Annotated in this window: 21 protein-coding genes and 2 pseudogenes; 11 read left to right on the plus strand and 12 right to left on the minus strand. The window is 71.0% G+C overall.

The window, feature by feature from the left end:
- Positions 1-404: 404 nt before the first annotated feature.
- Both ABTY98_RS08115 and metH read right to left on the minus strand, forming a co-directional pair.
- The gene (locus tag ABTY98_RS08115; RefSeq protein ID WP_352220035.1) at positions 405-1106 is read right to left on the minus strand and encodes an HAD family hydrolase; all 702 of its coding nucleotides are present in this window, start codon (positions 1104-1106) and stop codon (positions 405-407) included.
- A gap of 138 nt (positions 1107-1244) precedes the next feature.
- The gene (gene metH / locus ABTY98_RS08120; RefSeq protein ID WP_352220036.1) at positions 1245-4760 is read right to left on the minus strand and encodes a methionine synthase; all 3516 of its coding nucleotides are present in this window, start codon (positions 4758-4760) and stop codon (positions 1245-1247) included.
- Between the two features lie 365 nt (positions 4761-5125).
- Here metH and ABTY98_RS08125 point away from each other — a divergent pair, with 365 nt between their 5' ends.
- From ABTY98_RS08125 to ABTY98_RS08155, 7 genes and pseudogenes are all read left to right on the plus strand, one after another.
- Positions 5126-5890, plus strand: coding sequence for an IclR family transcriptional regulator (locus ABTY98_RS08125; protein ID WP_352220037.1), 765 nt, complete (start codon positions 5126-5128; stop codon positions 5888-5890).
- A 400-nt stretch (positions 5891-6290) separates the two neighbouring features.
- The gene (locus ABTY98_RS08130; protein WP_352220038.1) at positions 6291-7085 is read left to right on the plus strand and encodes an MIP/aquaporin family protein; all 795 of its coding nucleotides are present in this window, start codon (positions 6291-6293) and stop codon (positions 7083-7085) included.
- Positions 7086-7166: 81 nt separating this feature from the next.
- Positions 7167-8705 (plus strand): glycerol kinase GlpK, encoded by a 1539-nt coding sequence (glpK, locus tag ABTY98_RS08135; RefSeq protein ID WP_352220039.1) that lies wholly within the window; start codon positions 7167-7169, stop codon positions 8703-8705.
- Between the two features lie 53 nt (positions 8706-8758).
- Complete coding sequence (locus ABTY98_RS08140) at positions 8759-10375, plus strand: glycerol-3-phosphate dehydrogenase/oxidase (protein ID WP_352220040.1); 1617 nt, start codon at positions 8759-8761, stop codon at positions 10373-10375.
- Between the two features lie 148 nt (positions 10376-10523).
- Positions 10524-11290 (plus strand): annotated as a pseudogene (locus ABTY98_RS08145) (phosphorylase family protein).
- Between the two features lie 55 nt (positions 11291-11345).
- Positions 11346-12017: a FadR/GntR family transcriptional regulator gene (locus ABTY98_RS08150; protein ID WP_352220041.1), complete on the plus strand. Its 672-nt coding sequence runs from the start codon at positions 11346-11348 to the stop codon at positions 12015-12017.
- A gap of 163 nt (positions 12018-12180) precedes the next feature.
- The gene (locus ABTY98_RS08155; protein ID WP_352220042.1) at positions 12181-13221 is read left to right on the plus strand and encodes a PAC2 family protein; all 1041 of its coding nucleotides are present in this window, start codon (positions 12181-12183) and stop codon (positions 13219-13221) included.
- A 57-nt stretch (positions 13222-13278) separates the two neighbouring features.
- Here the strand turns inward: ABTY98_RS08155 and ABTY98_RS08160 are convergent, their stop codons facing one another.
- From ABTY98_RS08160 to ABTY98_RS08180, 5 genes are all read right to left on the minus strand, one after another.
- Entirely contained in the window at positions 13279-13677 is a 399-nt protein-coding gene (locus ABTY98_RS08160; protein ID WP_352220043.1) for an SMP-30/gluconolactonase/LRE family protein, read from the minus strand.
- Between the two features lie 171 nt (positions 13678-13848).
- The gene (gene mshC, locus ABTY98_RS08165) at positions 13849-15078 is read right to left on the minus strand and encodes a cysteine--1-D-myo-inosityl 2-amino-2-deoxy-alpha-D-glucopyranoside ligase (RefSeq protein WP_352220044.1); all 1230 of its coding nucleotides are present in this window, start codon (positions 15076-15078) and stop codon (positions 13849-13851) included.
- 103 nt (positions 15079-15181) lie between these two features.
- Positions 15182-15997, minus strand: a complete 816-nt coding sequence (locus tag ABTY98_RS08170) for an SCO1664 family protein (RefSeq protein ID WP_352220045.1) — start codon at positions 15995-15997, stop codon at positions 15182-15184.
- On the minus strand, positions 15961-16551 hold the full coding sequence (locus ABTY98_RS08175) for a DUF3090 domain-containing protein (RefSeq protein ID WP_352220046.1): 591 nt from the start codon (positions 16549-16551) through the stop codon (positions 15961-15963). Before ABTY98_RS08175 ends, ABTY98_RS08170 begins: the two co-directional genes overlap by 37 nt.
- A gap of 108 nt (positions 16552-16659) precedes the next feature.
- Entirely contained in the window at positions 16660-17346 is a 687-nt protein-coding gene (locus tag ABTY98_RS08180) for a histidine phosphatase family protein (RefSeq protein ID WP_352220047.1), read from the minus strand.
- 62 nt (positions 17347-17408) lie between these two features.
- Here ABTY98_RS08180 and corA point away from each other — a divergent pair, with 62 nt between their 5' ends.
- Positions 17409-18410, plus strand: coding sequence for a magnesium/cobalt transporter CorA (corA, locus tag ABTY98_RS08185; protein ID WP_352220048.1), 1002 nt, complete (start codon positions 17409-17411; stop codon positions 18408-18410).
- A gap of 19 nt (positions 18411-18429) precedes the next feature.
- On the opposite strand, the pseudogene ABTY98_RS08190 reads toward corA, so the two are convergent.
- Positions 18430-19086, minus strand: a pseudogene (locus tag ABTY98_RS08190) (ferritin-like domain-containing protein); the annotation flags it as partial.
- 192 nt (positions 19087-19278) lie between these two features.
- Positions 19279-20334 (minus strand): LLM class F420-dependent oxidoreductase, encoded by a 1056-nt coding sequence (locus tag ABTY98_RS08195; protein WP_352220049.1) that lies wholly within the window; start codon positions 20332-20334, stop codon positions 19279-19281.
- 164 nt (positions 20335-20498) lie between these two features.
- Between ABTY98_RS08195 and ABTY98_RS08200 the strand changes: the two genes are divergently transcribed.
- Both ABTY98_RS08200 and ABTY98_RS08205 read left to right on the plus strand, forming a co-directional pair.
- Positions 20499-21482: an aldo/keto reductase gene (locus ABTY98_RS08200; protein ID WP_352220050.1), complete on the plus strand. Its 984-nt coding sequence runs from the start codon at positions 20499-20501 to the stop codon at positions 21480-21482.
- Positions 21479-23659 carry a helix-hairpin-helix domain-containing protein gene (locus ABTY98_RS08205; protein ID WP_352220051.1) on the plus strand — a complete coding sequence of 727 codons (2181 nt, stop codon included), beginning with the start codon at positions 21479-21481 and terminating at the stop codon, positions 23657-23659. The genes ABTY98_RS08200 and ABTY98_RS08205 overlap by 4 nt, the downstream gene beginning before the upstream one ends.
- Positions 23660-23746: 87 nt before the next feature.
- Here the strand turns inward: ABTY98_RS08205 and ABTY98_RS08210 are convergent, their stop codons facing one another.
- A complete protein-coding gene (locus tag ABTY98_RS08210) occupies positions 23747-24460 on the minus strand; it encodes a hypothetical protein (RefSeq protein WP_352220052.1) in 714 nt (237 codons plus the stop codon).
- A 47-nt stretch (positions 24461-24507) separates the two neighbouring features.
- Here ABTY98_RS08210 and ABTY98_RS08215 point away from each other — a divergent pair, with 47 nt between their 5' ends.
- The gene (locus ABTY98_RS08215) at positions 24508-24696 is read left to right on the plus strand and encodes a DUF5703 family protein (protein ID WP_046732800.1); all 189 of its coding nucleotides are present in this window, start codon (positions 24508-24510) and stop codon (positions 24694-24696) included.
- Between the two features lie 85 nt (positions 24697-24781).
- Here the strand turns inward: ABTY98_RS08215 and ABTY98_RS08220 are convergent, their stop codons facing one another.
- Positions 24782-25642 (minus strand): chaplin, encoded by an 861-nt coding sequence (locus ABTY98_RS08220; protein WP_352220053.1) that lies wholly within the window; start codon positions 25640-25642, stop codon positions 24782-24784.
- Between the two features lie 133 nt (positions 25643-25775).
- Positions 25776-26009, minus strand: coding sequence for a chaplin ChpH (gene chpH / locus ABTY98_RS08225; protein ID WP_352220054.1), 234 nt, complete (start codon positions 26007-26009; stop codon positions 25776-25778).
- Between the last annotated feature and the right edge of the window lie 231 nt (positions 26010-26240).

The raw sequence follows: 26240 nt of genomic DNA on the forward strand, positions 1-26240 counted from the left end.
CTGTTCGAGTCCGTGTATCCGGCATGCAGGGGTGTCGAAGCGGATCACGGGGGTAACGGCGATGTTCTCGCGATGAGATTAGTCCGCGCCCGCAGGAGGGTTCACAGGCGCGTGAGTTGAGGTCCCATCACGCAGTGGAACCGGCTGCGGACAGACCGAAAACCCGACGGCGGCAGGATTAGTGCAGCGTCTCCCCAATCGGGACACAAGGGCGCCTGAAATCCCCCCGATCGGGGGCGAGCGGCACACCAGGGCAACGTTGTCGACCCCTTTGCGCGTGGGGAACGTCACACGCTCAATTGTGGGAGCAGGTAGCGGAATTCAGCCGGTTGAACAGTTGCGAATTCCGTTGAATGACCGCCGCCGGGATTTCACCCAATGCTCTTTGCACGCTGGGTGAACGGCTAGCGCATTTCCGTCATCAGTCCGCGCAGGAATGCCAGGTCGACCTCTTCCAGTGAGGTGACCACGGTGCGCCGTGCGGCCGGGGCGATGGGTGCGACGGACGGGACGGCGACCACCTGGCAACCGGCGGCCTCGGCGGCGGCCACGCCGGTCGCGGTGTCCTCGACGACCGCGCATCTGGCCGGATCGACCCCGAGGCCGGCGGCGGCCAGCAGATACGGGTCCGGATAGGGCTTGGTGCGGGAGACCTCGTCGCCGGCGACGGACAGGGTGAAGTACTGGGGGCCCAGTGAGGCCAGGACACGGTCGATGATGCGCCGGTGCGAGGCGGAGACCAGGGCGGTGGGAATCTGCTGCTCGTAGAGTTCGGCGAGCAGCCTCTTGGCGCCCGGCATCAGCGGCAGGGCGGCGCCGATGCGCTCCTCGAAGCCGTCGTTGAGCAGCACGCTGAGTTCGGCGAGCGTGATGGCCGCGCCGGTGGCCTCGATGAGGAACCCGGCGCTGCGGGTCATGGGGCCGCCGACCACGACATGGCGCCAGGACTCGTCGAGGGTGTGGCCGAGGCGGGCGAAGACCTCGACCTCGACGTCCCACCAGAAGCCCTCGGTGTCCACCAGGGTGCCGTCCATGTCGAGGAGCACCGCCTGAAGCGCGGAGCCTTCCGCCGTACGGGTTCCGAGCGCGGGGACCGTACTGGTCATCCGGGCGCACCTCCTTGAGGGACGACCAGGCCGGTTCCCATGCGGGGAACCGGCCTGCTGTGGACCGACCAGTGTACGACTTATCCGATCAGTGTGCTGTGTGGCACGCGTCTCGCTGCCGCGCAGCACCCATACGGCTCAGCGTGCGTTGAAGTACTTCGCCTCCGGGTGATGGATCACGATGGCGTCCGTGGACTGCTCGGGGTGCAGCTGGAACTCCTCGGACAACTGGACGCCGATCCGCTCGGGGTGCAGCAGGTCGGCGATCTTGGCGCGGTCCTCCAGGTTGGGGCAGGCGCCGTAACCGAGGGAGAAGCGGGCGCCCCGGTACTTCAGGGCGAACATCGCCTCGATGTCGCCGGGGTCCTCGCCGGCGAAGCCCAGCTCGGAGCGGACGCGCGCGTGCCAGTACTCGGCGAGGGCCTCGGCCAACTGGACGGACAGGCCGTGCAGTTCCAGGTAGTCACGGTAGGAGTTGGCCTCGAAGAGCTTGGCGGTCTCCTCGCCGATGCGGGAGCCGACGGTGACGACCTGGAGGCCGACCACGTCCGTCTCCCCCGACTCCTCCGGGCGGAAGAAGTCGGCGAGGCACAGCCGGCGGCCGCGGCGCTGACGCGGGAAGGTGAACCGGGTGCGCTCGTTGCCGCGTTCGTCCAGGATGATCAGGTCGTCGTCCTTGGAGACACAGGGGAAGTAGCCGTAGACGACGGCCGCTTCCAGCAGGTTCTCGGTCTGGAGCCTGTCCAGGAGACCGCGCAGCCGGGGGCGGCCGTCGGTCTCGACGAGTTCCTCGTACGACGGTCCCTCGCCGGTGCGGGCCTGCTTGAGGCCCCACTGGCCCTTGAAGAGGGCGCCCTCGTCCAGCCAGCTCGCGTACTCCTTGAGCTGGACGCCCTTGATGACGCGGGTGTCCCAGAACGGCGGGGTCGGCACCGGGTTGTCGACGGCGACGTCGGAGCGGACATGGCCCTCCTCGGGCCGCTCCTCGACCTCGACGGTGGCGGTCGGCCGCACCCGCCGCTGCTTCAGCTCCGGCAGGCTGGCGCCGGGCACTCCGCGCTTGACGCCGATGAGCGCGTCCATCAGGCGCAGGCCCTCGAAGGCGTCGCGGGCGTAGCGGACCTCGCCCTCGTAGATCTCGTACAGGTCCTGCTCGACATAGGCGCGGGTGAGGGCGGCTCCGCCCAGGATCACCGGGTAACTGGCCGACAGGCCGCGCTGGTTGAGCTCCTCCAGGTTCTCCTTCATGATCACCGTGGACTTGACCAGCAGGCCTGACATGCCGATGACGTCGGCCCGGTGCTCGTCGGCGGCCTCCAGGATCGCGGAGACGGGCTGCTTGATGCCGAGGTTGACGACGTTGTAGCCGTTGTTGGACAGGATGATGTCGACGAGGTTCTTGCCGATGTCGTGGACGTCGCCGCGCACGGTGGCGAGGACGATGGTGCCCTTGCCCTCGGCGTCGGACTTCTCCATGTGCGGTTCGAGGTAGGCGACCGCGGACTTCATGACCTCGGCGGACTGGAGGACGAACGGCAGCTGCATCTGGCCGGAGCCGAACAGCTCGCCGACGACCTTCATGCCGTCCAGCAGGGTCTCGTTGACGATGTCGAGGGCGGGGCGGTCCTGGAGGGCCGCGGCCAGGTCGTCCTCCAGGCCGTTCTTCTCGCCGTCGATGATGCGGCGCTTGAGGCGCTCCTCCAGCGGGAGGGCGGCCAGTTCCTCGGCCTTGCCGGCCTTGAGGGACTTGGCGGTGGCGCCCTCGAAGAGGGCCATCAGCTTCTGGAGCGGGTCGTAGCCCTCACTGCGGCGGTCGTAGACGAGGTCGAGGGCGGTCTGGACCTCTTCCTCGGTGAAGCGGGCGATCGGCAGGATCTTGCTCGCGTGCACGATCGCGGAGTCCAGGCCCGCCTTGACGCACTCGTCGAGGAAGACGGAGTTCAGCAGGATGCGGGCGGCCGGGTTGAGGCCGAAGGAGATGTTGGACAGACCGAGGGTGGTCTGGACGTCCGGGTGGCGGCGCTTGAGTTCGCGGATCGCCTCGATGGTGGCGATGCCGTCTTTCCGGGACTCCTCCTGACCGGTGCAGATGGTGAAGGTCAGGGTGTCGATGAGGATGTCCGACTCATGGATGCCCCAGTTCCCGGTCAGGTCCTCGATCAGCCGTTCGGCGATCTCGACCTTCTTCTCCGGGGTACGGGCCTGGCCCTCCTCGTCGATGGTCAGCGCGATGAGTGCGGCGCCATGCTCGCGGGCCAGCGTGGTGACCTTCGCGAAGCGGGACTCCGGGCCGTCGCCGTCCTCGTAGTTGACGGAGTTGATGACCGCGCGGCCGCCGAGCTTCTCCAGACCCGCCTGGATGACGGGGACCTCGGTGGAGTCCAGGACGATCGGCAGGGTGGAGGCGGTGGCGAAGCGGCCGGCCAGCTCCTCCATGTCGGCGACGCCGTCCCGGCCGACGTAGTCCACACAGAGGTCCAGCATGTGGGCGCCCTCGCGGATCTGCTCGCGGGCCATCTCCACACAGTCGTCCCAGCGGCCCTCCAGCATGGCCTCGCGGAACTTCTTCGAGCCGTTGGCGTTGGTGCGCTCGCCGATCGCCAGGTACGAGGTGTCCTGGCGGAACGGGACCGTCTGGTAGAGGGAGGCGGCGCCCGGCTCGGGGCGCGGATGGCGCTCGGGCGGGGTGACGCCCTGGACGCGCTCGACGACCTGGCGCAGATGCTCGGGGGTGGTGCCGCAGCAGCCGCCGATGAGGGAGAGGCCGTAGTCCCGTACGAAGTTCTCCTGGGCCTCGGCCAGGCCCTCGGGGCCGAGCGGGAAGTGGGCGCCGTCCTTGGTGAGGACCGGCAGACCGGCGTTCGGCATGCACAGCAGCGGGATGCGGGAGTGCCGGGTGAGGTAGCGCAGGTGCTCGCTCATCTCGGCGGGGCCGGTCGAGCAGTTCAGGCCGATCATGTCGATGCCGAGCGGCTCCAGGGCGGTCAGCGCGGCGCCGATCTCGGAGCCGAGGAGCATGGTGCCGGTGGTCTCGAAGGCCATGGAGACCAGGAGCGGGACGTCGATGCCGAGGGCGGCCATGGCGCGGCGGGCGCCCAGGACGGAGGACTTGGTCTGGAGGAGGTCCTGGGTGGTCTCGACGATCAGGGCGTCGGCGCCGCCGGTGAGCAGGCCCTCGGCGTTCCGCTGGAAGCCGTCACGGATGGTGACGTACGGCACATGGCCGAGGGTGGGGAGCTTGGTGCCGGGGCCGATGGAGCCGAGCACCCAGCGCTGCCGGCCGTCCCGCGCGGTGAAGTCGTCGGCCACCGCGCGGGCGATGCGGGCGCCGGCCTCGGACAGTTCGTGGACGCGGTCGGCGATGTCGTACTCCGCCATGGCCGCGTGGTTGGCCCCGAAGGTGTTGGTCTCGACGCAGTCGACGCCCACGGCGAAGTACGCCTCGTGGACGGAGCGGACGATGTCGGGGCGGGTGACGTTGAGGATCTCGTTGCAACCCTCGAGATTCTCGAAGTCCTCCAGGGTGGGGTCCTGGGCCTGGAGCATGGTGCCCATGGCTCCGTCGGCGACCACCACACGGGTGGCGAGCGCCTCTCGGAGCGCGGACACACGGGTCCGGCTGTCGGCGGAAGGGGACGGCGGCAACGAGGCCATGTAGGGCTCTCCCTTGGATGCGACGGCTGTCGGCTATGCGGCTTCCCGGAGCGGTCCCGGGTATGGACGCACGGCGCCAGCGTAACCGGGAGTGGGCTTGCATGGGCAGGGCGTCCATGTGGCGGACGAGTGAGGCACGCGGCCGTCACGGAAGGCTCACATGTGGAGCCGAGTGAGGCACTCTGCCGTCACGGACCGGTCATGTGCGGGGCGGGTGAGGGTGACCGGTTCGCCACAGCAGGTGTAACAGGTGTCGACCGACCATTGGCGGTGAGTCGACGTGGACCGGTAGTGTTCGGCATTGCCGAACGGCGGTTACGGCAGTCGTTACGGCGAAGGTCAAGGGGACGGAGGCAGCAACGCCGATGGCACGGAACATCCAGTCGCTCGAACGGGCGGCCGCGATGCTGCGCCTGCTCGCGGGCGGCGAGCGACGGCTCGGCCTCTCCGACATCGCCTCGTCACTGGGCCTTGCCAAGGGCACCGCGCACGGCATACTGCGCACCCTCCAGCAGGAGGGGTTCGTCGAGCAGGACGACGCCTCGGGGCGCTACCAGCTGGGCGCCGAGCTGCTGCGGCTCGGCACCACCTATCTGGACGTGCACGAGCTGCGGGCACGGGCGCTGGTGTGGACGGACGACCTGGCCCGGTCCAGCGGGGAGAGCGTCTACCTGGGCGTTCTCCATCAGCAGGGCGTGCTGATCGTGCACCACGTCTTCCGGCCCGACGACAGCCGGCAGGTGCTGGAGATCGGGGCGATGCAGCCGCTGCACTCCACAGCCCTGGGCAAGGTGCTGTCGGCCTACGACCCGGTGGCACACAGCGAGGCCCTGGAGGCCGACCGCAAGCCCTTCACGGACCGCACGACCTGCGACCTGGGCGCTTTCGAACACGTCCTCGACATCACGCGCGCGCGGGGGTACGCGGCGGACGTGGAGGAGACCTGGGAGGGCGTGGCGTCGGTCGCGGCGCCCATCCACGACCGGCGGCGCATGCCCGTCGGCGCTGTGGGCATCACGGGTGCGGTGGAACGGCTCTGCAAGGACGGGGAGTTGCAACCCGAGCTGATCGCCGCGGTGCGGGACTGCGCCCGCGCGGTGTCGCGGGACCTGGGCGCCGGGCGGTTCTGACCGCCCGCCACCGACGGACGACCGAGGCCGGTTCGCGTTTCGGCGAACCGGCCTCAGTCGTACCCTGAGATGGACAAAGCAGGATAAAACCGCAGTTCAGTGACGCTATCCGGGCACACCCGGCGTACGACCCCGACGTAGATCGATTTGGTCCGACTCAGACAGACGACCCACAGCAATCAATAACGATCGTGCTTACGAGAACAGAACTCTTGACGCATGCGTAACGCCGGGGCGAGACTCCCGTCCATCGGTCGGCATTGTCGAACACCTACCGGCAATACGCGCTAGAGTGTGACAACGCCAAGGGCCGGATTCGCTCTCACCCACGAGGGCGGCGCCAACACCCCGAAGGGACTCGGGGTTCGGCTTCCCTGGACGAAGGACAAAGGAGTCGCGGGTGTCCAGCTCCGACATCTTCATCGGCGAGACCATCGGTACCGCCATACTCATCCTGCTCGGCGGCGGTGTGTGCGCCGCCGTCACACTCAAGGCCTCCAAGGCCCGTAACGCCGGCTGGCTCGCCATCGCCTTCGGTTGGGGCTTCGCCGTCATGACGGCGGTCTACATCTCCGGACCGCTGTCCGGCGCCCATCTCAACCCGGCCGTCACCGTCGCCCTCGCGATCAAGAACAGCGACTGGAGCAACGTTCCGGTCTACTTCGCCGGTCAGCTGCTCGGTGCGATGATCGGCGCGACCCTGGTGTGGGTCGCCTACTACGGCCAGTTCCACGCGCACCTGACCGACAAGGAGATCGTCGGCGGTCCGGGCGCCCAGGCCACCAAGGTCAAGGCCGTCGAGGCGCAGGAGAAGGGCGCCGGCCCGGTCCTCGGCATCTTCTCCACCGGCCCGGAGATCCGGAACGTGGTGCAGAACCTCGCCACGGAGATCATCGGCACCGTCGTGCTGATCCTGGCGGTCCTCACCCAGGGCCTCAACGCCAACGGCAACGGCCTCGGTGTGCTGGGCGGCCTGATCACCGCTCTGGTGGTCGTCTCGATCGGTCTCTCGCTCGGCGGCCCGACGGGTTACGCGATCAACCCGGCCCGTGACCTCGGCCCGCGTATCGTGCACGCGCTGCTCCCCCTGCCCAACAAGGGCGGTTCCGACTGGAGCTACGCCTGGATCCCGGTGGTCGGCCCGCTGGTCGGCGGAGCGATAGCCGCAGGCATCTACAACGTCGCCTTCGCCTAGAAGCAGGCCTCCGCTGCCGGCAGACCTCCGCCGAAGCAGCAGACGTACCGCCTCACACCACGGATCTTCGAGGAGCACACAGTGACCGACGCCCACACCGCAGGCCCCTTCATCGCCGCGATCGACCAGGGCACGACCTCCAGCCGCTGCATCGTCTTCGACAAGGACGGCCGTATCGTCTCGGTCGACCAGAAGGAGCACGAGCAGATCTTCCCCAAGCCGGGCTGGGTCGAGCACAACGCCAACGAGATCTGGACCAACGTCCAGGAAGTCGTCGCCGGAGCCATCCAGAAGGCCGGCATCACCCGCGACGACATCAAGGCCATCGGCATCACCAACCAGCGCGAGACCACCGTGCTGTGGGACAAGAACACCGGTGAGCCCGTCCACAACGCCATCGTCTGGCAGGACACCCGCACCGACGCCCTCTGCCGGGAGCTCGGCCGCAACGTCGGCCAGGACCGCTTCCGCCGTGAGACCGGCCTGCCGCTGGCCTCCTACTTCGCCGGTCCCAAGGCCCGCTGGCTGCTCGACAACGTCGACGGCCTCAAGGAGCGCGCCCAGGCGGGCGACATCCTCTTCGGCACCATGGACTCCTGGGTCATCTGGAACCTGACCGGCGGTGTCGACGGCGGCCGACACGTCACCGACGTCACCAACGCCTCCCGCACCATGTTGATGAACCTGCACACGATGCAGTGGGACCCGAAGATCGCCGAGTCCATCGGTGTGCCGCTGCAGATCCTGCCCGAGATCCGCTCCTCCGCCGAGATCTACGGCGAGGTCACCGGCGGACCGCTGGGCGAGCTGCTCGGTGGCATCCCGGTCGCCTCCGCGCTCGGCGACCAGCAGGCGGCCCTGTTCGGCCAGACCTGCTTCTCCGAGGGCGAGACCAAGTCCACCTACGGCACCGGCACCTTCATGGTGATGAACACCGGTGACAAGATCATCAACTCCTACGCGGGCCTGCTGACCACGGTCGGCTACAAGATCGGCGACCAGCCGACGGTCTACGCGCTCGAGGGCTCGATCGCCGTCACCGGCTCGCTGGTGCAGTGGATGCGCGACCAGATGGGCCTGATCTCCACCGCGGCCGAGATCGAGACGCTCGCGCTCTCGGTCGAGGACAACGGCGGCGCCTACTTCGTGCCGGCCTTCTCCGGTCTGTTCGCCCCGCACTGGCGCTCCGACGCCCGCGGTGTGATCGCCGGCCTCACCCGGTACGTCACCAAGGCGCACCTGGCCCGCGCGGTCCTGGAGGCCACCGCCTGGCAGACCCGCGAGATCGCCGACGCCATGGTCAAGGACTCCGGCGACGAGCTGATCGCGCTCAAGGTCGACGGTGGCATGACCTCCAACAACCTGCTGATGCAGACCCTCGCGGACGTCCTGGACGCACCGGTGGTGCGCCCGATGGTCGCCGAGACCACCTGCCTCGGCGCCGCCTACGCCGCCGGCCTCGCCGTCGGCTTCTGGTCCAGCACCGACGAACTGCGCGCCAACTGGCGCCGGGCCGCCGAGTGGACCCCCCAGATGGACGCGGAGACCCGCGACCGTGAGTACAAGAACTGGCTCAAGGCCGTCGACCGGACCATGGGCTGGATCGACGACGAGAGCTGACGAGAGCGAGCGCGCTCTCACGATCGAGCTCTGACGAGGAGTAAGAACCCGACATGACCAGTCAGTCCACCCTGCAGTCCGTGCCTGCCCTGGGGACGCACCCGGCCTCCGGCTCGCTTCCGAGCCGGGCCGAGACCAGGGAGCAGCTCTCCAAGGCGTCGTACGACCTTCTCGTGATCGGCGGCGGCATCCTGGGCATCTCCACCGCCTGGCACGCCGCGCAGTCCGGCCTCAGGGTGGCCCTGGTCGACGCCGGCGACTTCGCCGGCGCCACCTCCTCCGCCTCCTCCAAGCTCCTCCACGGCGGTCTGCGCTATCTGCAGACCGGCGCGGTGAAGCTGGTGGCGGAGAACCACTTCGAACGCCGTGCGGTCTCCCGCCAGGTGGCCCCCCACCTGGCGAACCCGCTCACGTTCTACCTCCCCGTGTACAAGGGCGGTCCGCACGGCGCGGCGAAGCTCGGGGCGGGCGTGTTCGCCTACTCCGCGCTCTCCGCGTTCGGTGACGGCGTCGGCCACCTGCTCTCGCCCGCGCGGGCGCAGCGGGACGTGCCGGAGCTGCGCACCGAGAACCTCAAGGCCGTGGCCGTGTACGGCGACGACCAGATGAACGACGCGCGCATGGCGCTGATGACGGTCCGCGCGGCCGTCGAGGCGGGCGCGGTCGTCCTCAACCACGCCCAGGTCACCGGTCTGCGCTTCACCAGGGGCCGGGTGACCGGCGCCGACCTGAAGGACGCGGTCTCCGGCGAGGAGTTCGGCGTCAACGCCCGTCTGGTGCTCAACGCGACCGGCCCCTGGGTCGACCACCTGCGCCGGATGGAGGACCCGAACGCGGCCCCGTCCATCCGTCTCTCGAAGGGCGCGCACCTGGTCCTGAAGCGGACGGCCCCGTGGAAGGCCGCGCTGGCCACCCCCATCGACAAGTACCGGATCACCTTCGCCCTCCCCTGGGAGGACATGCTCCTGCTCGGTACGACCGACGAGGAGTTCGAGGGCGACCCGGCGGATGTCGCCGTCACCGAGAAGGACATCGCCCAGATCCTGGACGAGGCCGCGTTCTCGGTGCGGGACCAGCAGCTCCAGCGTGATCTGATCACCTATGCCTTCGCGGGCCTGCGGGTGCTGCCGGGCGGTCCCGGCGACACGGCGAAGGCCAAGCGTGAGACGGTCGTCACGGAGGGCCGCGGCGGCATGCTGTCGGTCGCGGGCGGCAAGTGGACCACCTTCCGGCACATCGGCCGTACGGTGATGGAGAAGCTGGAGGCGCTGCCGGGCCACCCGCTGGGCGACGACTTCGAGCCGATCTCCTCGCTGCCGAAGAAGCTGCCGCTGCCCGGTGTCGCCAACCCGCGCGCCGTCGCCCACCGTCTGCTGGTGGACAACCCGGCCCCCGGCCCGCGCATGGCCGCCGACACGGCGAAGCACCTGGCCACCCACTACGGTTCGCTGGCCTTCGACATAGCCCGGCTCGCCAACGAGCACCCGGAGCTGGCCCAGCGTGTCCACCCGGACGCCCCGGAGATCTGGGCGCAGGTCGTCTGGGCCCGGGACAACGAGTGGGCCGAGACCACGGACGACGTGCTGCGCCGGCGGACGACCCTGACGATCCGCGGTCTGGCCACGGACGACGTCAGGGCCAGGGTCCAGGACCTGCTCGACAAGAAGTGACCCGCCGCGAGGCGGACGAGATACGGGCGGCGCGCCGGGTCCCCTGACCGGTCCGGTAGCCGCTGGAGCCCCGGCCCCGCCGTACCGGGGCCGGGTCTGCGAGGGGGTGGCTCCTCTCCCCTAGGGAGCCGCCCCCTTCGCGCGCCCGTTGTCAGTGCCGGGGCTGCCGGCCCACGCGATCGTGGTCGGGGACCCGGCACGGGCGGCGGCGGTGGCCGCGCTGCTCGACGGTGCCGAGGAGGTGTCGTACCACCGCGAGTACCGGGTGTTCGGCGGGAGTCGGCAGGGGCTGCTGGTGGCGGTGGCCTCGCACGGGGTGGGGCCCCGGGGGCGATCCTGCTGTTCCAGGAGATGGCCGACGCGGGGGTGACCACCTTTCTGCGGTTCGGTACGGCTGGGGCGATGAAGCCCGGGATCGGGGACGGTGACCTGGTCATCGCGGAGGCGGCCGTGCGGGACGACGGGGTGCCCCAGCAGTTGCTGCCGCCCGAGTATCCGGCGTACTCCTCGCCGGAGGCGGTGTTCGCGCTCCAGCGGGCCGCGCGGCAGGCGTGCGCGCCGCACCACCGGGGTGTGGTGTGGACGCGGGCGGCCTTCCAGCCGGGTCTGCTGCCGCTGTTCTCCTACCGGGGCGCGGGGCTCGCCGCGATCGAGATGGAGCTGTCCGCGCCGCTGGTGACGGCCTCGCCGCGCGGGCTGGTCGCGGGCGGGGCCGTGATCGTCGACGGGGTCAACGCCGACGAACTGGTCGACGCCCGGGCCACCGGCGGGTACAACCCGCGCCGGGACGTCGTCGCGGCCGGTGTCGAGCGCGGGGCGGTGGTGTCCCTGGAGGCGCTGCGCCTGCCGGCGGAGGACAGCGGGGCGCTCACCGGTCCCGGCCGGTGCCCGGCACCACGGTCTGCCCCTGCCTGACCAGGCCGCATAATGTGGCTGAGACATCGGATGTCTAAGCCACAAGGAGGCCGGTATGGCAGTCACCGATGAGGCGATCGAGAAGATCAAGGACATGATCGTCTCCGGTGCGCTGCGCCCCGGTGACCGGTTGCCGAAGGAGAGCGAACTCGCCGCCGAACTCGGCCTGTCCCGCAACTCGTTGCGGGAGGCGGTGCGGGCCCTGTCGCTGATCCGGATCCTGGACGTACGACAGGGCGACGGTACTTATGTCACCAGCCTGGACCCGCAGTTGCTCCTGGAGGCGATGAGCTTCGTCGTCGACTTCCATCGCGACGACACGGTGCTGGAGTTCCTGGCGGTGCGCCGGATCCTGGAGCCGGCCGCGACCGCGATGGCCGCCTCCCGGATCAGCGAGCAGCAACTGGGCGCGCTGGACGCCCAGTTGGACGCGCTGGGTGCCGCGCCCTCGGTGGAGGAGCTGGTCGCCTGCGACCTGGAGTTCCACCGGGGCATCGTGCAGAGTTCCGGGAACTCGGTGCTCTGCTCGCTCCTTGACGGGCTGTCCGGGCCGACCACCCGGGCCCGGATCTGGCGCGGACTCACCCAGGAGGACGCGGTCGCCCGGACCCTGCGCGAGCACCGCGCGATCCTGGCCGCGCTGCGCGACCGGGACGCGGAGGCGGCCCGCTCCTGGGCGACCGTGCACATCGCGAGCGTGGAGCAGTGGCTGCGCAGCAGTCTGTGAAGCGCTTACTGCCCGTGGCCGGTTCCTCGCCGAAACGGGGTGTTCGAGGGCGGCGAACGGGGCAGTGATCCGTTCACTCCCCCGTGCAAGGGGGCTGCGGGCGCCCCCGCCAGACGCCGTAAGGTTGGGGCGTACGCGAGGGTACGTCGGAAGGAGGCGCTGGGTGATCGAGCTGGAGGGGGTTCCCGAGCTGATCGACCCAGTCATGGTGGCCGCGTTCGAAGGCTGGAACGATGCCGGCGACGCCGCCTCCACCGCGGTCGCGCATCTGGAGCGGGAGTGGAAGGGCGAGGTGTTCGCGGCGCTGGACGCCGAGGACTACTACGACTTCCAGGTGAACCGCCCCACGGTGTGGATGGACGCCGGCGTGCGAAAGATCACATGGCCGACGACACGGCTGTCCGTGGTCCGGGTCGGCGGCGACAAGCCGCGCGACCTGGTGCTGGTGAGGGGCATCGAGCCGTCCATGCGCTGGCGCTCGTTCTGCAACGAGCTGCTCGGCTTCGCCCATGAGCTGGGCGTGGAGCTGGTGGTCATCCTGGGTGCCCTGCTCGGTGACACCCCGCACACGCGTCCGGTGCCGGTCAGCGGGGTCACGTCCGACTCGGACCTGGCCCAGCGGATGGACCTGGAGGAGACCAAGTACGAGGGTCCGACGGGCATCGTCGGCGTCCTCCAGGAGGCCTGCACCCACGCGGGCGTCCCGGCGGTCTCGCTCTGGGCGGCCGTCCCGCACTACGTCTCCCAGCCGCCCAACCCGAAGGCCACGCTGGCGCTGCTGAACCGTCTGGAGGACCTGCTCGACCTGCGGATCCCGCTGGGCGAGCTGCCCGAGGACGCGCGTGCCTGGCAGGTCGGCGTGGACCAGCTGGCCGCCGAGGACACCGAGGTCGCGGAGTACGTACAGACGCTCGAGGAGGCCCGGGACACCGCCGAGCTGCCGGAGGCGTCGGGCGAGGCGATCGCCCGTGAGTTCGAGCGCTATCTGAGGCGCCGGGATGTGAACCCGCCCGGCGGCCACGCCACGGCGGACGGCACGGACAGCGCGTCGTACCTGCGGGACAACCCGAGCGGCAAGACCCGGCCGCCCAGACCCCCGAAGCCCGACACGCCCGGGAACACGGGGAATCCCGCGGACCCCGACGATTCCACGGACTCCGGCGGGGATCCCGGCCCGGACGGCGAGGACACGTCCGAGGACTGAACGAGTCCGAACGAGGGCGGTACGCGCGGTGCGTACCGCCCTTCTTCATGTCCTGTCTCAGGCGTCGACCGCGGTGACGGAGTACGTAGTGCCGGGTGTCGGCGTGGTCGTGAAGCGTGCGTTGGGCAGATACAGCCGCCCGCGGGCGTCGAGTTCGAGGCCGACGGCGGGGGTGCCGGGGCCGGTGGAGATCACCTTTCCGGTGCCGGTGCGCAGGTCGGCGCGGTAGATGGAGCCGTCGGTGAGGGAGCCGAGGTAGGCGTAGGGGGCGGCGCCGATGGCGATGCCTTCCGGCTGCCAGCCGTTCGGTTCGGGAGGGGAAGGGAGGTGGGGCAGGGGCCCGCGTCTGCGCGGGTGCCTATGGCGAAGGCGCCGAGAGTTGCCGTGCCGATGCCGAGCAGTCGGCGTCGGCTCACGGGGTGGGCCACGGGGTGCCTTGCGCGTGGGGACCGGCAAACAGTTGGCCGGTCCGTTCGGTCAACTGACCGTAATGGCCCATCACATGAATCGCGTCGGCCGCAGGGGTCGACAGGGGGGTACGCGTCGAGACGCGCCTGCGGGTGGGTTGTGGCTGGTCGCGCAGTTCCCCGCGCCCCCAAGCGGAGGCGCGGGGTGCCGGCGTCTGTTTTAAAGGGCCACGCCCAGCAGCGCGTCCACCGCTCGCGATACGACCCCGGGTGCGCCCGTGTCCGTACCGCCCTGGTCGTGCTGGAGCGCCGCCCAGCGGTCCACCGCGGCCAGCGCAGCCGGAGCGTCCAGGTCGTTGGACAGGGCCTCGCGGATCTCCTCCACCAAGGCCTCCGCCGGCGGGCCGTCCGGGCGGGAGACCGCCGCTCGCCAGCGGTCCAGGCGGGACACCGCGTCCGCGAGGACCTGGTCGGTCCACTCCCAGTCGGAGCGGTAGTGGTGGGAGAGCAGGGAGAGGCGGATGGCGGCCGGGTCGACGCCGTCGCGCCGCAGCCGGGAGACGAAGACCAGGTTTCCCTTGGACTTGGACATCTTCTCGCCGTCGAGGCCGACCATGCCGGCGTGGACGTACGCCTTGGCCATCGGGAACTCGCCGGTGAGCACCTGGGCGTGCGAGGCGCCCATCTCGTGGTGCGGGAAGGCGAGGTCGGAGCCGCCCCCCTGGACGTCGAAGGTCATGCCGAGGTGGTCGAGAGCGATGGCCACGCACTCGATGTGCCAGCCCGGCCGGCCGGCGCCGAGGGAGCCGCCGTCCCAGCTGGGTTCGCCCTCGCGGGCGGCCATCCACAGCATCGGGTCGAGGGGGTTCTTCTTGCCGGGGCGGTCCGGGTCGCCGCCGCGCTCGGCGGACAGCAGCCGCATGGCGGCGGCGTCGAGGTTCGAGACCTTGCCGAAGTCGGGGTCGGACTCGACCGAGAAGTAGGTGTCGCCTTCGAGTTCGTAGGCGGCGCCGAGGTCGCGCAACCGCTCGACCAGCGGCACGATGCCGGGTATGGCCTCGACCGCGCCTATGTAGTGCTGCGGCGGCAGCATCCGCAGGGCGGTCATGTCCTCGCGGAAGAGGGTGGTCTCCTTCTCGGCGAGGGCGACCCAGTCGACGCCGTCGCGCACGGCGCGTTCCAGGAGCGGGTCGTCGACGTCCGTCACGTTCTGGACGTAGTGCACCTGCCGCTTGGTGTCGAGCCACACGCGCTGAACCAGGTCGAACGCGTTGTAGGTCGCCGCGTGCCCCATGTGGGTCGCGTCGTACGGCGTGATGCCGCAGACATAGATACGGGCGACGGGACCGGGGTCAAGGGTGACCAGACCGCCGGTCGCGGTGTCGTGGATCCTCAGGTCGCGACCCTGACCAGGCAGGGCGGGGACCTCGGAAGCGGGCCAGGCATGCATGTACATGAGCGTAACCGGACCCGAGTTCGGTATACGAACCGGACCGGTCCGGATGGCCGGGAAGGCACTCTTGATCTTGCGCCCGCGATGTGCTGCGGGCCGGTTACACGGGTGGCCAGGGGATGGCCGGCCACTCACCGCTCGGCTCCGGGTGCTTTCCGGCGGTGAGCAGCGCGTCGACACGCGCGCGCGTGGCATCGAGTTCGGCTGGGGTGATCAGCTCGGCCAGCCGGGCCCCCAGCGCCCCGCCGAGCCCCTCACGGAGCCCCTTGAGGGCCTCCACGGCCTCACCGGTGAGCGACTCCCCCGCCCACCCCCACAGCAGGGTGCGCAGCTTGTTGTCGACGTTGAAGGTGACCCCGTGGTCGATGCCGTACAGCCGTCCGTCGGCGGTGGGCAGCAGATGGCCGCCCTTGCGGTCGGCGTTGTTGATCACGGCGTCGAGAACGGCGAGCCGGCGCAGCCGTTCGTCGTCGGCGTGCACGAGGAGCGCGGTCTTTCCCTCGCCGACCTCGGCGAACCCGATCGCCTTCCAGCCGGGTTCCGGCTCCTCCGCGTCGACCAGGGCGAGCAGGTCGGCGCCCTCGGGGTCGACGTCGATCCACAGCTGGCACATGCCCTCGCCGTAGGGCCCGTCGCGCAGCACGGTGGGCGGGACCAGGTCCCAGCCGGTGGCCGCGGAGACCTCGTAGGCGGCGACCTCGCGCTGCGCGAGGGTGCCGTCGGGGAAGTCCCACAGCGGGCGTTCCCCGGCGACCGGCTTGTAGACGCAGGAGGCCTCCTCGCCGTCGTGCGCGACCGTGCAGAACAGTGCCGCGTTGGAGGCGTCGCGGATGCGGCCGCGTACCTTCAGCTCACCGTGGGCGAGCAGCTCGGCGGCGGTCACGCTCCGCGGCGGTATCCGTTCTGGCGCGGACATACGTGTCCTTCCGGGTCGAGCGGGAGGCTGCACAGCGGGCACGGCGGCCGCCCGGCGTTGACGACGTCGAGGGCGCGCTTGGCGAAGGCCCTGGCCTGCGCGCCGGTCAGCCGGACCCGCAGCATCGGGGGCCCGTTCTCCTCGTCCTGGAGGAGCCGCTCCTCGGCCTCGGCGAGGTCCTCCTCGGAGTCGGCGTCCAGTTCCACGAGGGCCTGCGCCTCGACGATCATGCGCTCTTCCTCGCCGTCCCAGGCGAGCGCCATGGTGCCGACGCGGAACTCCTCCTCGATGGGGGCGTCCAGCGGGCCGCTGTCGGCGATCTCGGTGGGCGCGACGGCGGGGACGGCCGCGTTGCCGCCGCTGCGCCGTACGACCTCGTCGAGGAGCTCGTCCATGCGTTCGGCGAGCGCGGCGACCTGGGTCTTCTCCAGGGCCACGCTGGTCGTCCGGGGGCCGGCCGTGGCCTGGAGGAAGAACGTACGGCGTCCGGGCAGTCCGACCGTGCCCGCCACGAAGCGGTCCGGCGGATCGTAGAGGAACACCTGACGGGACACGTCCTGTCTCCATGGGAATCGAGAGTGCGTGGGATCGGAAGGGCGACTGACCGTGCGGGGCGTCGGTCGGCGACTACGTGGATCGCTTCACCCTACTGCGGCTGACGATCACGGCGCGCCGGCACCGCCACCGACCGGGGCGTCTTCCCCGGGAGGTTCCTCGCGGGGGGCAAGGGAGGCGAAATCCCCGGTGTCCCCGAGACGAACGAGAAACGGCCTGAGACGGGTGTAACGGATCGCGGTGATGGAACACGGTTCGACGGAGATCCGCTGGAAGAGGTCGAGATGCATACCGAGCGCGTCCGCGACGAGCGACTTGATGATGTCGCCGTGCGAGCACATGAGGTAGACGGCGTCGGCGCCGTGGTCGCGCTCCACGCGCGCGTTCCACTCGCGAACGGCCTCGGCGGCGCGGGTCTGCATGGCCCGCATGGACTCCCCGCCCGGGAAGGCGGCCGCCGACGGGTGCGCCTGCACCACCTCCATCAGCGGCTCGTCCTTGAGCTCGGCGAGCTTGCGGCCGGACCAGTCGCCGTAGTGGGCCTCCCCGATCCGCTCGTCGCTGTGGGCGGTGAGTTCGGGGTGGGCCTCCAGCAGAGGGCGGATCGTCTCCTGGCAGCGCTGCAGAGGGCTGGCGACGACCTCCGAGATCGGCAGCCCGGCGAGCCGGCCGGGCAGCGCGGCGGCCTGGGCGGCCCCGCGCTCGTCGAGGGCGACGCCGGGCGTCCAGCCGGCGAGCAGCCCGGAGGTGTTGGCGGTGGACCGTCCGTGCCTTACGAGGATCAGCGTGGGCATGCGGCCCAGGGTAGGCGTACGCCGGAATGCGGTGCGGACCGGGCGACGGGAGAATACTCTCAGTGATCGTCGACTGTGCCATCTACCGGGACGGGGAGCGGACGGAGACCCCCCAGGACTTCTCCGACGCCCTCGCGGAGGCGCGCGCGCGTGGCAACAGCTTTCTCTGGATCGGCCTGTACGAGCCGACGGAGCACGAGTTCAGCCTGGTCACAGACGAGTTCGGGCTGCATCCGCTGGCCGTCGAGGACGCCCTGACCGCCCACCAGCGGCCCAAACTGGAGGTGTACGACGACTCGCTGTTCGTCGTACTGAAGCCGGTGACGTACGAGCCGAAGAGCGACACGGTGACCTCCGGCGAGCTGATGATCTTCATCGGGGACTCCTTCGTGGTCACCGTGCGCCACGGGACGCCCTCGCCGCTCGGGGACATCCGGCGGCATCTGGAGGAGCAGCACGATCTGCTCAAGCACGGGCCGACGGGGGTGCTGTACTCGATCTCCGACGCGATCGTCGACAGCTACCTGGAGGTCGCGACCGAGCTGCAGAACGACCTGGAGGAGCTGGAGGCCGAGGTGTTCTCGCCGATCGGCGGGAGCTCCCGGCACACCGCGTCGCGGATCTACGGCTTCAAGCGGCAGATCCTGGAGTTCCGCCGGGCGACCGTGCCGCTGGCCCTGCCCACGACGAAGCTGGCGGGAACGGGCCCGTACGGCGGTACGACGGTGCCCTTCGTGCACGAGGAGGCCCGCCCGTTCTTCCGGGACGTCAACGACCACCTCCAGCGGGTGAACGAGAGCGTGGAGGGTCTGGACCGGCTGGTCTCGGACGTCCTCAGCGCCCATCTCGCACAGATGAGCGTGCGGCAGAACGACGACATGCGGAAGATCTCCGCGTGGGCGGCCATGGCGGCGGTCCCCACGATGATCGCGGGGATCTACGGCATGAACTTCGACCACATGCCCGAGCTGCACTGGATCTGGTCGTACCCCGCGGTGATCGCGATCATGGCCGTCCTGGAGATGGTGCTGTACCGGCTGTTCAAGCGCCGCGGCTGGATGTGAGGTTGGCGTCGGGCCGGCGCTAGGCGAACTCGGGGGCGGGGGCCGCGGGGCCGCCCGGGGCGTTCGTGTGCTCCGGCATCCGCAGCGAGACCATACGGCGCCAGCCGACGGCCCGCTCGTAGGCGTAGACGGCGTGGATGCCGAACGCGAGCAGCGCGGACCTGCCCTTCGGCCGGCCGAGGATGCGGCCAATGTGGGCCATGACGGCGAGGCTGACGTCCCGGTAGATGCGGATCTCGGCGAGCGCGCATGCGCGGAGTGTGCGCTGGATGGCGCGGCCGTGCCCGGCGGCGGCGAACCGCAGCAGTTCCTCGTGGCAGTAGGCGAGGTGGTTGCTCTCGTCGTCGGAGATCATCCGTACCGCGCGGCCGATGTCCGGGTGGTCGGCGAAGTGCCTGCGCAGCAACTCCATCTGTTCCGAGGCGCGCTGCTCGGTGACCCTGCTGTGGGCGAGGTAGGTGACGATGTCCTGCACGGTGAGCGGGCGGTCGCCCCTGAGCTTGTCGTGGGCGAGCCCGATGCCGTGCCTTTCCAGGAGCATCGTGTAGTCGGTGTCCTCGTCGGCGCCATGGCGGGTGATCTTGGGGACGAGGTCGCGTTCGCCCTGCGGCACCAGCGCGGCGACCCGCGCGTTCTCCCAGCCGCCCTGCGCCTCCCCACTGGCCGCGATGGAGCATCTTTGCGGGTCAAATGCCGCATCCGGATCGTGGCAACAGCTGTGCGGGCGAGCTCGGGCGAAAGGAGGAGCACCTGGGTCACGTCGGGGGCGTAACCGCGCGGGCGCGGGCGCGTTGTTCCGCCTGACGGCCGTGGCGGGGAAGACCCCCGAGCCCCCACCACGGCCGCGGACTTCGCCCGCCGAGGCGGCCTACGCGAGCCCGGCGCGCTCCAGGGCCTCGGCGCCGGCCCGCAGCGAGGCGAGCCGCTCGTCCAGGGCGAAGCCGGCGGGCGCGAGGGACAGCGTGGTGACCCCGGCGGCCGCATAGGCCTTCATCCGGTCGGCGATCCGGTCCACGGACCCCAGCAGCGTGGTCTTGTCGATCAGGTCGTGCGGAACGGCGGCCGCGGCCCCGTTCTTGTCCCCGGACAGGTACTTGTCCTGGATGTCGGCGGCCTCCTGCTCGTACCCCATGCGCTGGGCGAGCTGGTTGTAGAAGTTCTGCTTGCGGCTGCCCATGCCGCCGACGTACAGCGCGGTGTACGGCCGGAAGGTGTCGGCGAGCGTGGCCACGTCCTTGTCGTCGCCGACGGCGAGCGGCAGCGTCGGGCAGATGTCGAACCCGTCGAGGGTCTGGCCGGCCTTCTCCCGCCCCGCGCGCAGGTACTTGACGGCCGTCTCCTCCAGGTGCTCGGCGGAGGGGAAGATGAGCAGCGCGCCGTCGGCGATCTCGCCGGTCTGCTCCAGGTTCTTCGGCCCGATGGCGGCGACGTAGACCGGGATGTGCTCGCGCTCGGGGTGCACGGTCAGCTTGATCGGCTTGCCGGGCCCGCCCGGCAGCGGCAGCGTCCAGTGCTCGCCCTCGTACGACAGCCGCTCGCGGCTCATCGCCCTGCGCACGATCTCCACGTACTCGCGGGTGCGGGAGAGCGGCTTGTCGAACTTGACGCCGTACCAGCCCTCGGAGACCTGCGGCCCGGAGACGCCGAGGCCGAGCCGGAAGCGGCCGCCGGAGAGGGAGTCCAGGGTCGCTGCGGTCATCGCGGTCATCGCGGGCTGGCGGGCCGGGATCTGGAAGATGGCCGAGCCCACGTCGATGCGCTCGGTCTGGGCGGCGACCCAGCTGAGCACGGTGGCGGCGTCGGAGCCGTAGGCCTCGGCGGCCCAGCAGACGGCGTACCCGAGCCGCTCGGCCTCCTGCGCCACGGCCAGATTGTCCCCGTCCATCCCGGCACCCCAGTAGCCGAGGTTGATCCCGAGCTTCATGGCCGATCCCCTTACCGATCAGTAACGTCGCTGTTGCGGAGACGATAGCGTGACGGGACCCACCCCGGCAGCGCGGGACCGCGGCCGACCAGGGGCGCGGGCACGTGCCGATGGTTATCCACAGGCAACCCAACGCACCAACTGTGGCCAGTAATCTCGCGGACATGGAGCAGAGGCATCTCGGCCGTACCGGCCTGCGCGTGTCCCGGATCGGGCTAGGCACCCTCACCTGGGGCCGGGACGTCGACGAGCACGACGCCGCGGACATGCTGAAGGCGTTCTGGGAGGCCGGCGGAACCCTCGTCGACACCGCGGACGTGTACGGCGACGGAGAGGCCGAGTACCTGCTCGGACAGCTCATAGAAGGGCTGGTGCCACGCCGGGACCTGGTCATCTCGACGAAGGCCGGCAGCGTTCCCGACCCCGACCGCCGTTTCGACGGCTCGCGCGGCCATCTGCTCGCCGCGCTCGACGCCTCCCTCGCCCGCCTCGGCACCGACTACGTCGACGTCTGGCACGTGCACGCCTACGACCCGGACACCCCGTTGGAGGAGACCCTCCAGGCCCTCGACCTGGCCGTCAGCAGTGGCCGCGCCCGGTACGCCGGGATCTCCAACTTCTGCGGCTGGCAGCTCGCGAAGGCGGCGACCTGGCAGCTCGCGGCGCCGGGCACCCGCACCCGGCTGGCCAGCACACAGCTGGAGTACTCGCTGCTCCAGCGGGGCGTGGAGCGCGAGGTGCTGCCGGCCGCGCTGGACCTGGGCATCGGCCTGCTGCCGTCCTCGCCGCTGGGCCGGGGCGTGCTGACCGCGAAGTACCGCCACTCCACTCCCCCGGACTCCAGAGGCGCCTCCGAGCATCTGGCGCCGTTCGTCGCGCCGTATCTCGACGACACCGCGACCCGGATCGTGGACGCGGTGCAGACCGCGGCGGACGGGCTCGCGGTGACACCGCTCCAGGTGGCGCTCGCCTGGGTGCGGGACCGGCCGGGCGTGGCCGCGCCGATCGTCGGCGCGCGCAACGCGCAGCAGCTCACGGGGGCGTTGTCAGTGGAGGCGCTTAGTCTTCCTGACGAGATCTGCCGGGCGCTCGACGACGTGTCGGCGCCCGTGCACCGCTATCCCGATCACGACTGGAGCACGCTGTGAGCACGGAGCCGGAGACCACGGGGCCGGGCGCCGAAGCCGACGCCGAAGAGGGCGCGACGGCCGGGGGGACGACGGGGGCCGAGGAGGACAGCGGCAGGGTCGAGGGCGGCGAGTCCGCCACCGCCGTCGCGGCCGGTGACGCGGAGGCCGGTGGGTCCGGCTCGGGCGACGGTGACTCGGCGGGCGCCGCCCAGCTGTCCGAGGCCGAGGCCGAGTTGGCCGCCCAGCGAGTAGAGCGGGAGCGGATCGAGCGTCGGAAGGCCGAGAAGGCGGGGCCGGTCGAGGCCGGGGCCAAGCTCAGCGGCAAGGCGGCCGACCTGCTCGCGGCGATCCGGGCGGTGGAGAGCGGAGAGAAGCCGACGGCCACCGTGTTCGCCGACCCGGAGCCCGCCCCGCGCCGGGCACCCGCCGCGGAGCCCGTCCGCGCCCCCCAGCCGGCGCCTGCCGCCGCGCCCGCCGCGGAGACGGTCGCGGCGGTACGAGGGGCGCTGACCGAAGGCGGTGCGCCCGAGTCGCTCGCCCCCCAGGTCGCCGCCGCGCTCGGTGAGGGAGCGGACATACTGCTGCGGGATGACCCCTGGCAGCTGCTCCGGATCACCGGCGTGCGGCCGGACCAGGCGGACGGGTTCGCGCGGGCGCTGCTCGGCGCGGAGTGCGGTCCGGACGACGAGCGGCGCGGCCGGGCGATGACCGGCTGGCTCCTGGAGCAGGCCGCCCTGGCCGGGCACACCGCGCTGGAGATGCCGGCGCTCCTCGCCGCGCTGGCCCAGCGGTCGGTGCCCGACCCGGAGGCGGCCGTGCAGAGCGCGGTCGCCGAGGGGGACGCGCTGGTCTTCCAGGACGCCCTGGATCCGGGCGCCCCCGAGCCCGAGGACGACGAGGAGGAGCGGCCGGTCCGGGTCCTGGTCGGTCTGGAGCGGTACGCGCTGGCCGAGGAGAGCCTCGCCGACGGACTGGCCCGGCTGGTCAACTCGCAGTCCAAGGACGCCTCGGCGCCCTGGGAGGAGGCCGCCGCGGCGGCCTCCCGCGGCGCGGCCGAGCTGGCGGCGGCGGTCGCCGGACACGGCCTGGTGCTGCACACCGGCGGCGAGGCGGCCCGCACCGAACCGGCGGCCCTGCTGACCACCGCCCGAAGCGCCGGGCTGCGTGCCTTCGCCGCCACCCACACCCCGGAGGGACACCGCCGTCTGACGGCCCTGCTGGAGGACGGCGAGGCAGCCGTCGGCACGGTCGCCGGTCTGCTCTCCGGCGCCGAGGGACCGGGCCGGGACGCGGAGGGTGCCCTGGACCTCGACCTGCTGATCGTGCTGGACGCGCCCCAGCTGGACGTGGAGGGCGCGGCGATGCTCGTGGAGGCGCTGCCCGACGGGGCCCGGCTGGTGCTGAGCGGGGATCCGGCGGTGCTGTGGTCGGTGGGCCCCGGGCGGGTCTTCGCCGACCTGCTGGCGGCCCGTGTGTGCCCGCAGATCGCCTCGCGCACGCCCGACCCCGGCCCGCTCGGCGAGCTGGTCTCGGGGATCGGTGCCGGTGAGCTCCACCAGGTCGAGGCGCCCGGCAAGGAGATCGTGATCGTGCCGGTGCGGGACGCGGGCGAGGCGGTGCACCGGACGGTGCAGCTGGTCGCCGACTCGGTCCCGCGTGCCATCGGCGTCCCCGCGGAAGAGACCGTGGTGATCACGCCGGGCCATGGCGGCGCGGTCGGCACCCGCGCCCTCAACACCGCCCTCAAGGAACGGCTCAATCCGGGCCCCGGCCGCTTCGGCGGCTTCGATCCGGGCGACCGGATCGCCTACTCCCCCGCGCCGGGCCGTACGGTCCCGGGACAGGTGGTGAACGCCGACGCCGACGGACTGCACCTGTCGTGCGCGGGCGCGCCCGTCGTCGTACCGGAGGAGCGGGTGGAGCAGGCCGTGCGGCACGGCTGGGCGCTGACCGCCCACCAGGCGGTGGGCGGTCGCTGGCCGGCGGCGGTCGTGGTGCTCCCCGGAGACGCGGCCCCGTCCCTCAGCCGCCCCTGGGTGTACACGGCGTTCAGCCGGGCGGAGCGGCATCTTTCGGTGGTCCACGGCGTGGCACAGGCCCTGCCGAAGGCGGTGGCCGAGGCCCTGCCGAAGCCCCGGACGACCCGCCTGCCGCTGCTGCTCAAGACACAGGTTCCGGCGCCGACCGAAGCGTGACCCATCCCCTCTTCTCCGCTGCTTCCGCAGACCGGCGGTGCCTTACCGGGCCCAACGCCCGCAAGGCACCGCCGGTCGACCGGAAGGTCAGCGCTCGGCGTCCAACGGCTCCAGGTCCTCGTCCTCATCCAGGTCGAGGTCGTCGTCCGCCTCGTCCGTGTCCACGGTGTCCTCCGTGTCCTCGCTGTCCTCGTCGTCGAACACCGCGCTGACGTCGAACCGGCACACGACCCGCTCCGGATCGACACCCTCGAACGGGGTCTCCAGCCACTCGCCGGGCTCGGTCTGCTCGTCCGCCGCGGTCACCCACAGCGTGGAGTCGCCCTCCTCCAGGCCGAACTCCTTGTGCCGGGAGGCGATCTCGTCCGGTTCGAACTCGCCGAACAGGATCCCCAGCGCCCCGTGGATCGTGCCGGCGGCGTCCTGGTCCGCGCCGGGGCCGTCGTCGTACTCCGCGGCCTCGACCCGCTGGGCCTGCGCCAGCAGCCGCTGTGGTTCCGCCACGGCGTAGTCCCGGCGGATCAGCACGCTGATCGCGTTCGGTTCCTCAGGCCCCGCGTACGGTGGCAGCGAGTCCTCGGTACCGGGGATCTCGAAGGGCGTGACCTCGTCGTAGCGGTCGTAGAGCAGCTCGTCGTAGACCTCGGCGGCCGCGGCCAGCTGGTTGAACGCCTCGTAGACAGCCGGGTCGTCCTCCCCCGACCTGCGTTCGACCGCGGCCAGATGGCGGTCGAGCGCGGTCTTGACCGCCTCGGCGGCGGCGCGTACCTCGGCAGCGGTGGGCTGCGCAGCATCAGACATAGTGCAGACGCTATCCGTACCGGGCACCAGCCCGCACAATAGATGCGATGCCGGAATACGAATTTGTCGACGTGTACGTGCCTCGCGGGGTGTCCCGCAAGGAGGCGACGCGTCTGCTGACGGACCATGCCGAGTACGGACACTGGGAGTTGGACCGACTGAGCCTCATGCGTGACGGCAGCCGCAGGGTGCGGTTGCGCCGGCGGATCATCCGCCAGGTGCGTGCCACATGGTGAGACTGGCCGCATGACGGAAGGGGCCCCGCATCGACGGGGCCCGCTCCGTTCCACGCACCGTCGCCGGTACGTCACCATCCGTGGGCTACGCCGAGGCGCGCGCCTTGCGGTAGAGCACCGCGCCCGCGAGCAGCGCGCCGGCGCCCGCCGGGAGCGCGAGACCCAGCGGCAGGTCACTGCCGGTGTGCGCGAGCTGCGCGGCCGCGACGGGCTGGGTCACCGAGGGGCTGCCCAGCGGGGCGACGTGGGTGGAGCCGTGGGTGCCGGTCGTGACGGTCCGGCCCCCGGAGTGACCGGACGGCGTCCCCGGCATACCCGGGTGCTGGCCGGGATTGCCGGGGTGACCAGGCTGCCCCGGGGTGCCCGGCCGGCCCGGAGTCCCGGGGTGCCCCGGCTTCCCGGGCGGGTTGCCGTGCCCTCCGTGCCCGGGAGGCGTCCCGTGTCCGGGCGGCTGCGTGGGGTGACAGTCACCGGAGCCACCGGAATGTCCGGAACTCCCCTCGTTCGCGCACTCGTCGCCCACGGCGGCGTTGCCGATCCCGATGACGTCGACGCTGTTGCCGCACACGTTGACCGGAACGTCGATCGGCACCTGCACGGTGTTGCCCGAACCGACACCGGGCGAGCCGGCGGTGTGGCCCCCGGCGTGCGAACCGCCGTGCCCTCCGGTGTGGCCGTGGCCCGCGGAAGCACTGCCCCCGCCGCCGTGGTTGGCGCACTTGTTGCCCATCGCCGGGTTGAGGAGGCCGACGACGTTCACGGTGTTGCCGCAGACGTTCACCGGCACGTGCACCGGCGCCTGCACGGTGTTGCCGGAGAGCACACCGGGTGAGTCGGCGGCGGAGCCGATGGCTCCCGAGTCGGCGTGGGCGTAGCCGCCCGCCGCGGCGATCACACCGGTCGCCGCGGCCACTGTCATGAGGCCCTTGCGGGCGCCCTGTCGCATTTCCGAATTCCCCCCTGCCTTGGATCCTGACCATTGCATTCCTCGCGGAAAGAGCCCGCGAAAACCGGTCGGCCCCGGAGCGCATGGCGCGCGCTCCGGGGCCGACGGAAAGACGCCCCTCAGGGAGTCGGCGTCACTTGTTGATGCAGGTGTTGCCGAAGGCGGGGTTCAGCAGCCCGATCACCGAGATCGTGTTGCCGCAGACGTTCACCGGGACGTGCACGGGAACCTGGATCACGTTGCCGGAGACGACACCCGGGGAACCCACGGCAGCGCCCTGGGCACCCGAGTCGGCGACGGCCAGGCCCGCACCCGCGAGAACCAGACCACCAGTGGCAGCCACAGCAGCGACGACCTTCTTGAGCATTATTCCTCCTTGTTGGCAATGCGATCCCAAGTAGCGGATCGCATTACCTGTAACGAGGAGGGAGTAATGGAGCTACGAGCTTATCGTCGCATTCACTCTTTTCAGTTCATCTCGTACAGCCGCCCGATTAGCCTCGATTCGTCAGAGGGGTTCGGTTGGTGAGCGGTCCGGCGGTTCGCCCGTAATGTCCTCTGCCGTTTGGGGACGGGCCGTCGCGTGACGCCGCGGGGT

The sequence above is a fragment of the Streptomyces sp. NPDC096040 genome (assembly GCF_040303265.1).
Lineage (GTDB): Bacteria > Actinomycetota > Actinomycetes > Streptomycetales > Streptomycetaceae > Streptomyces.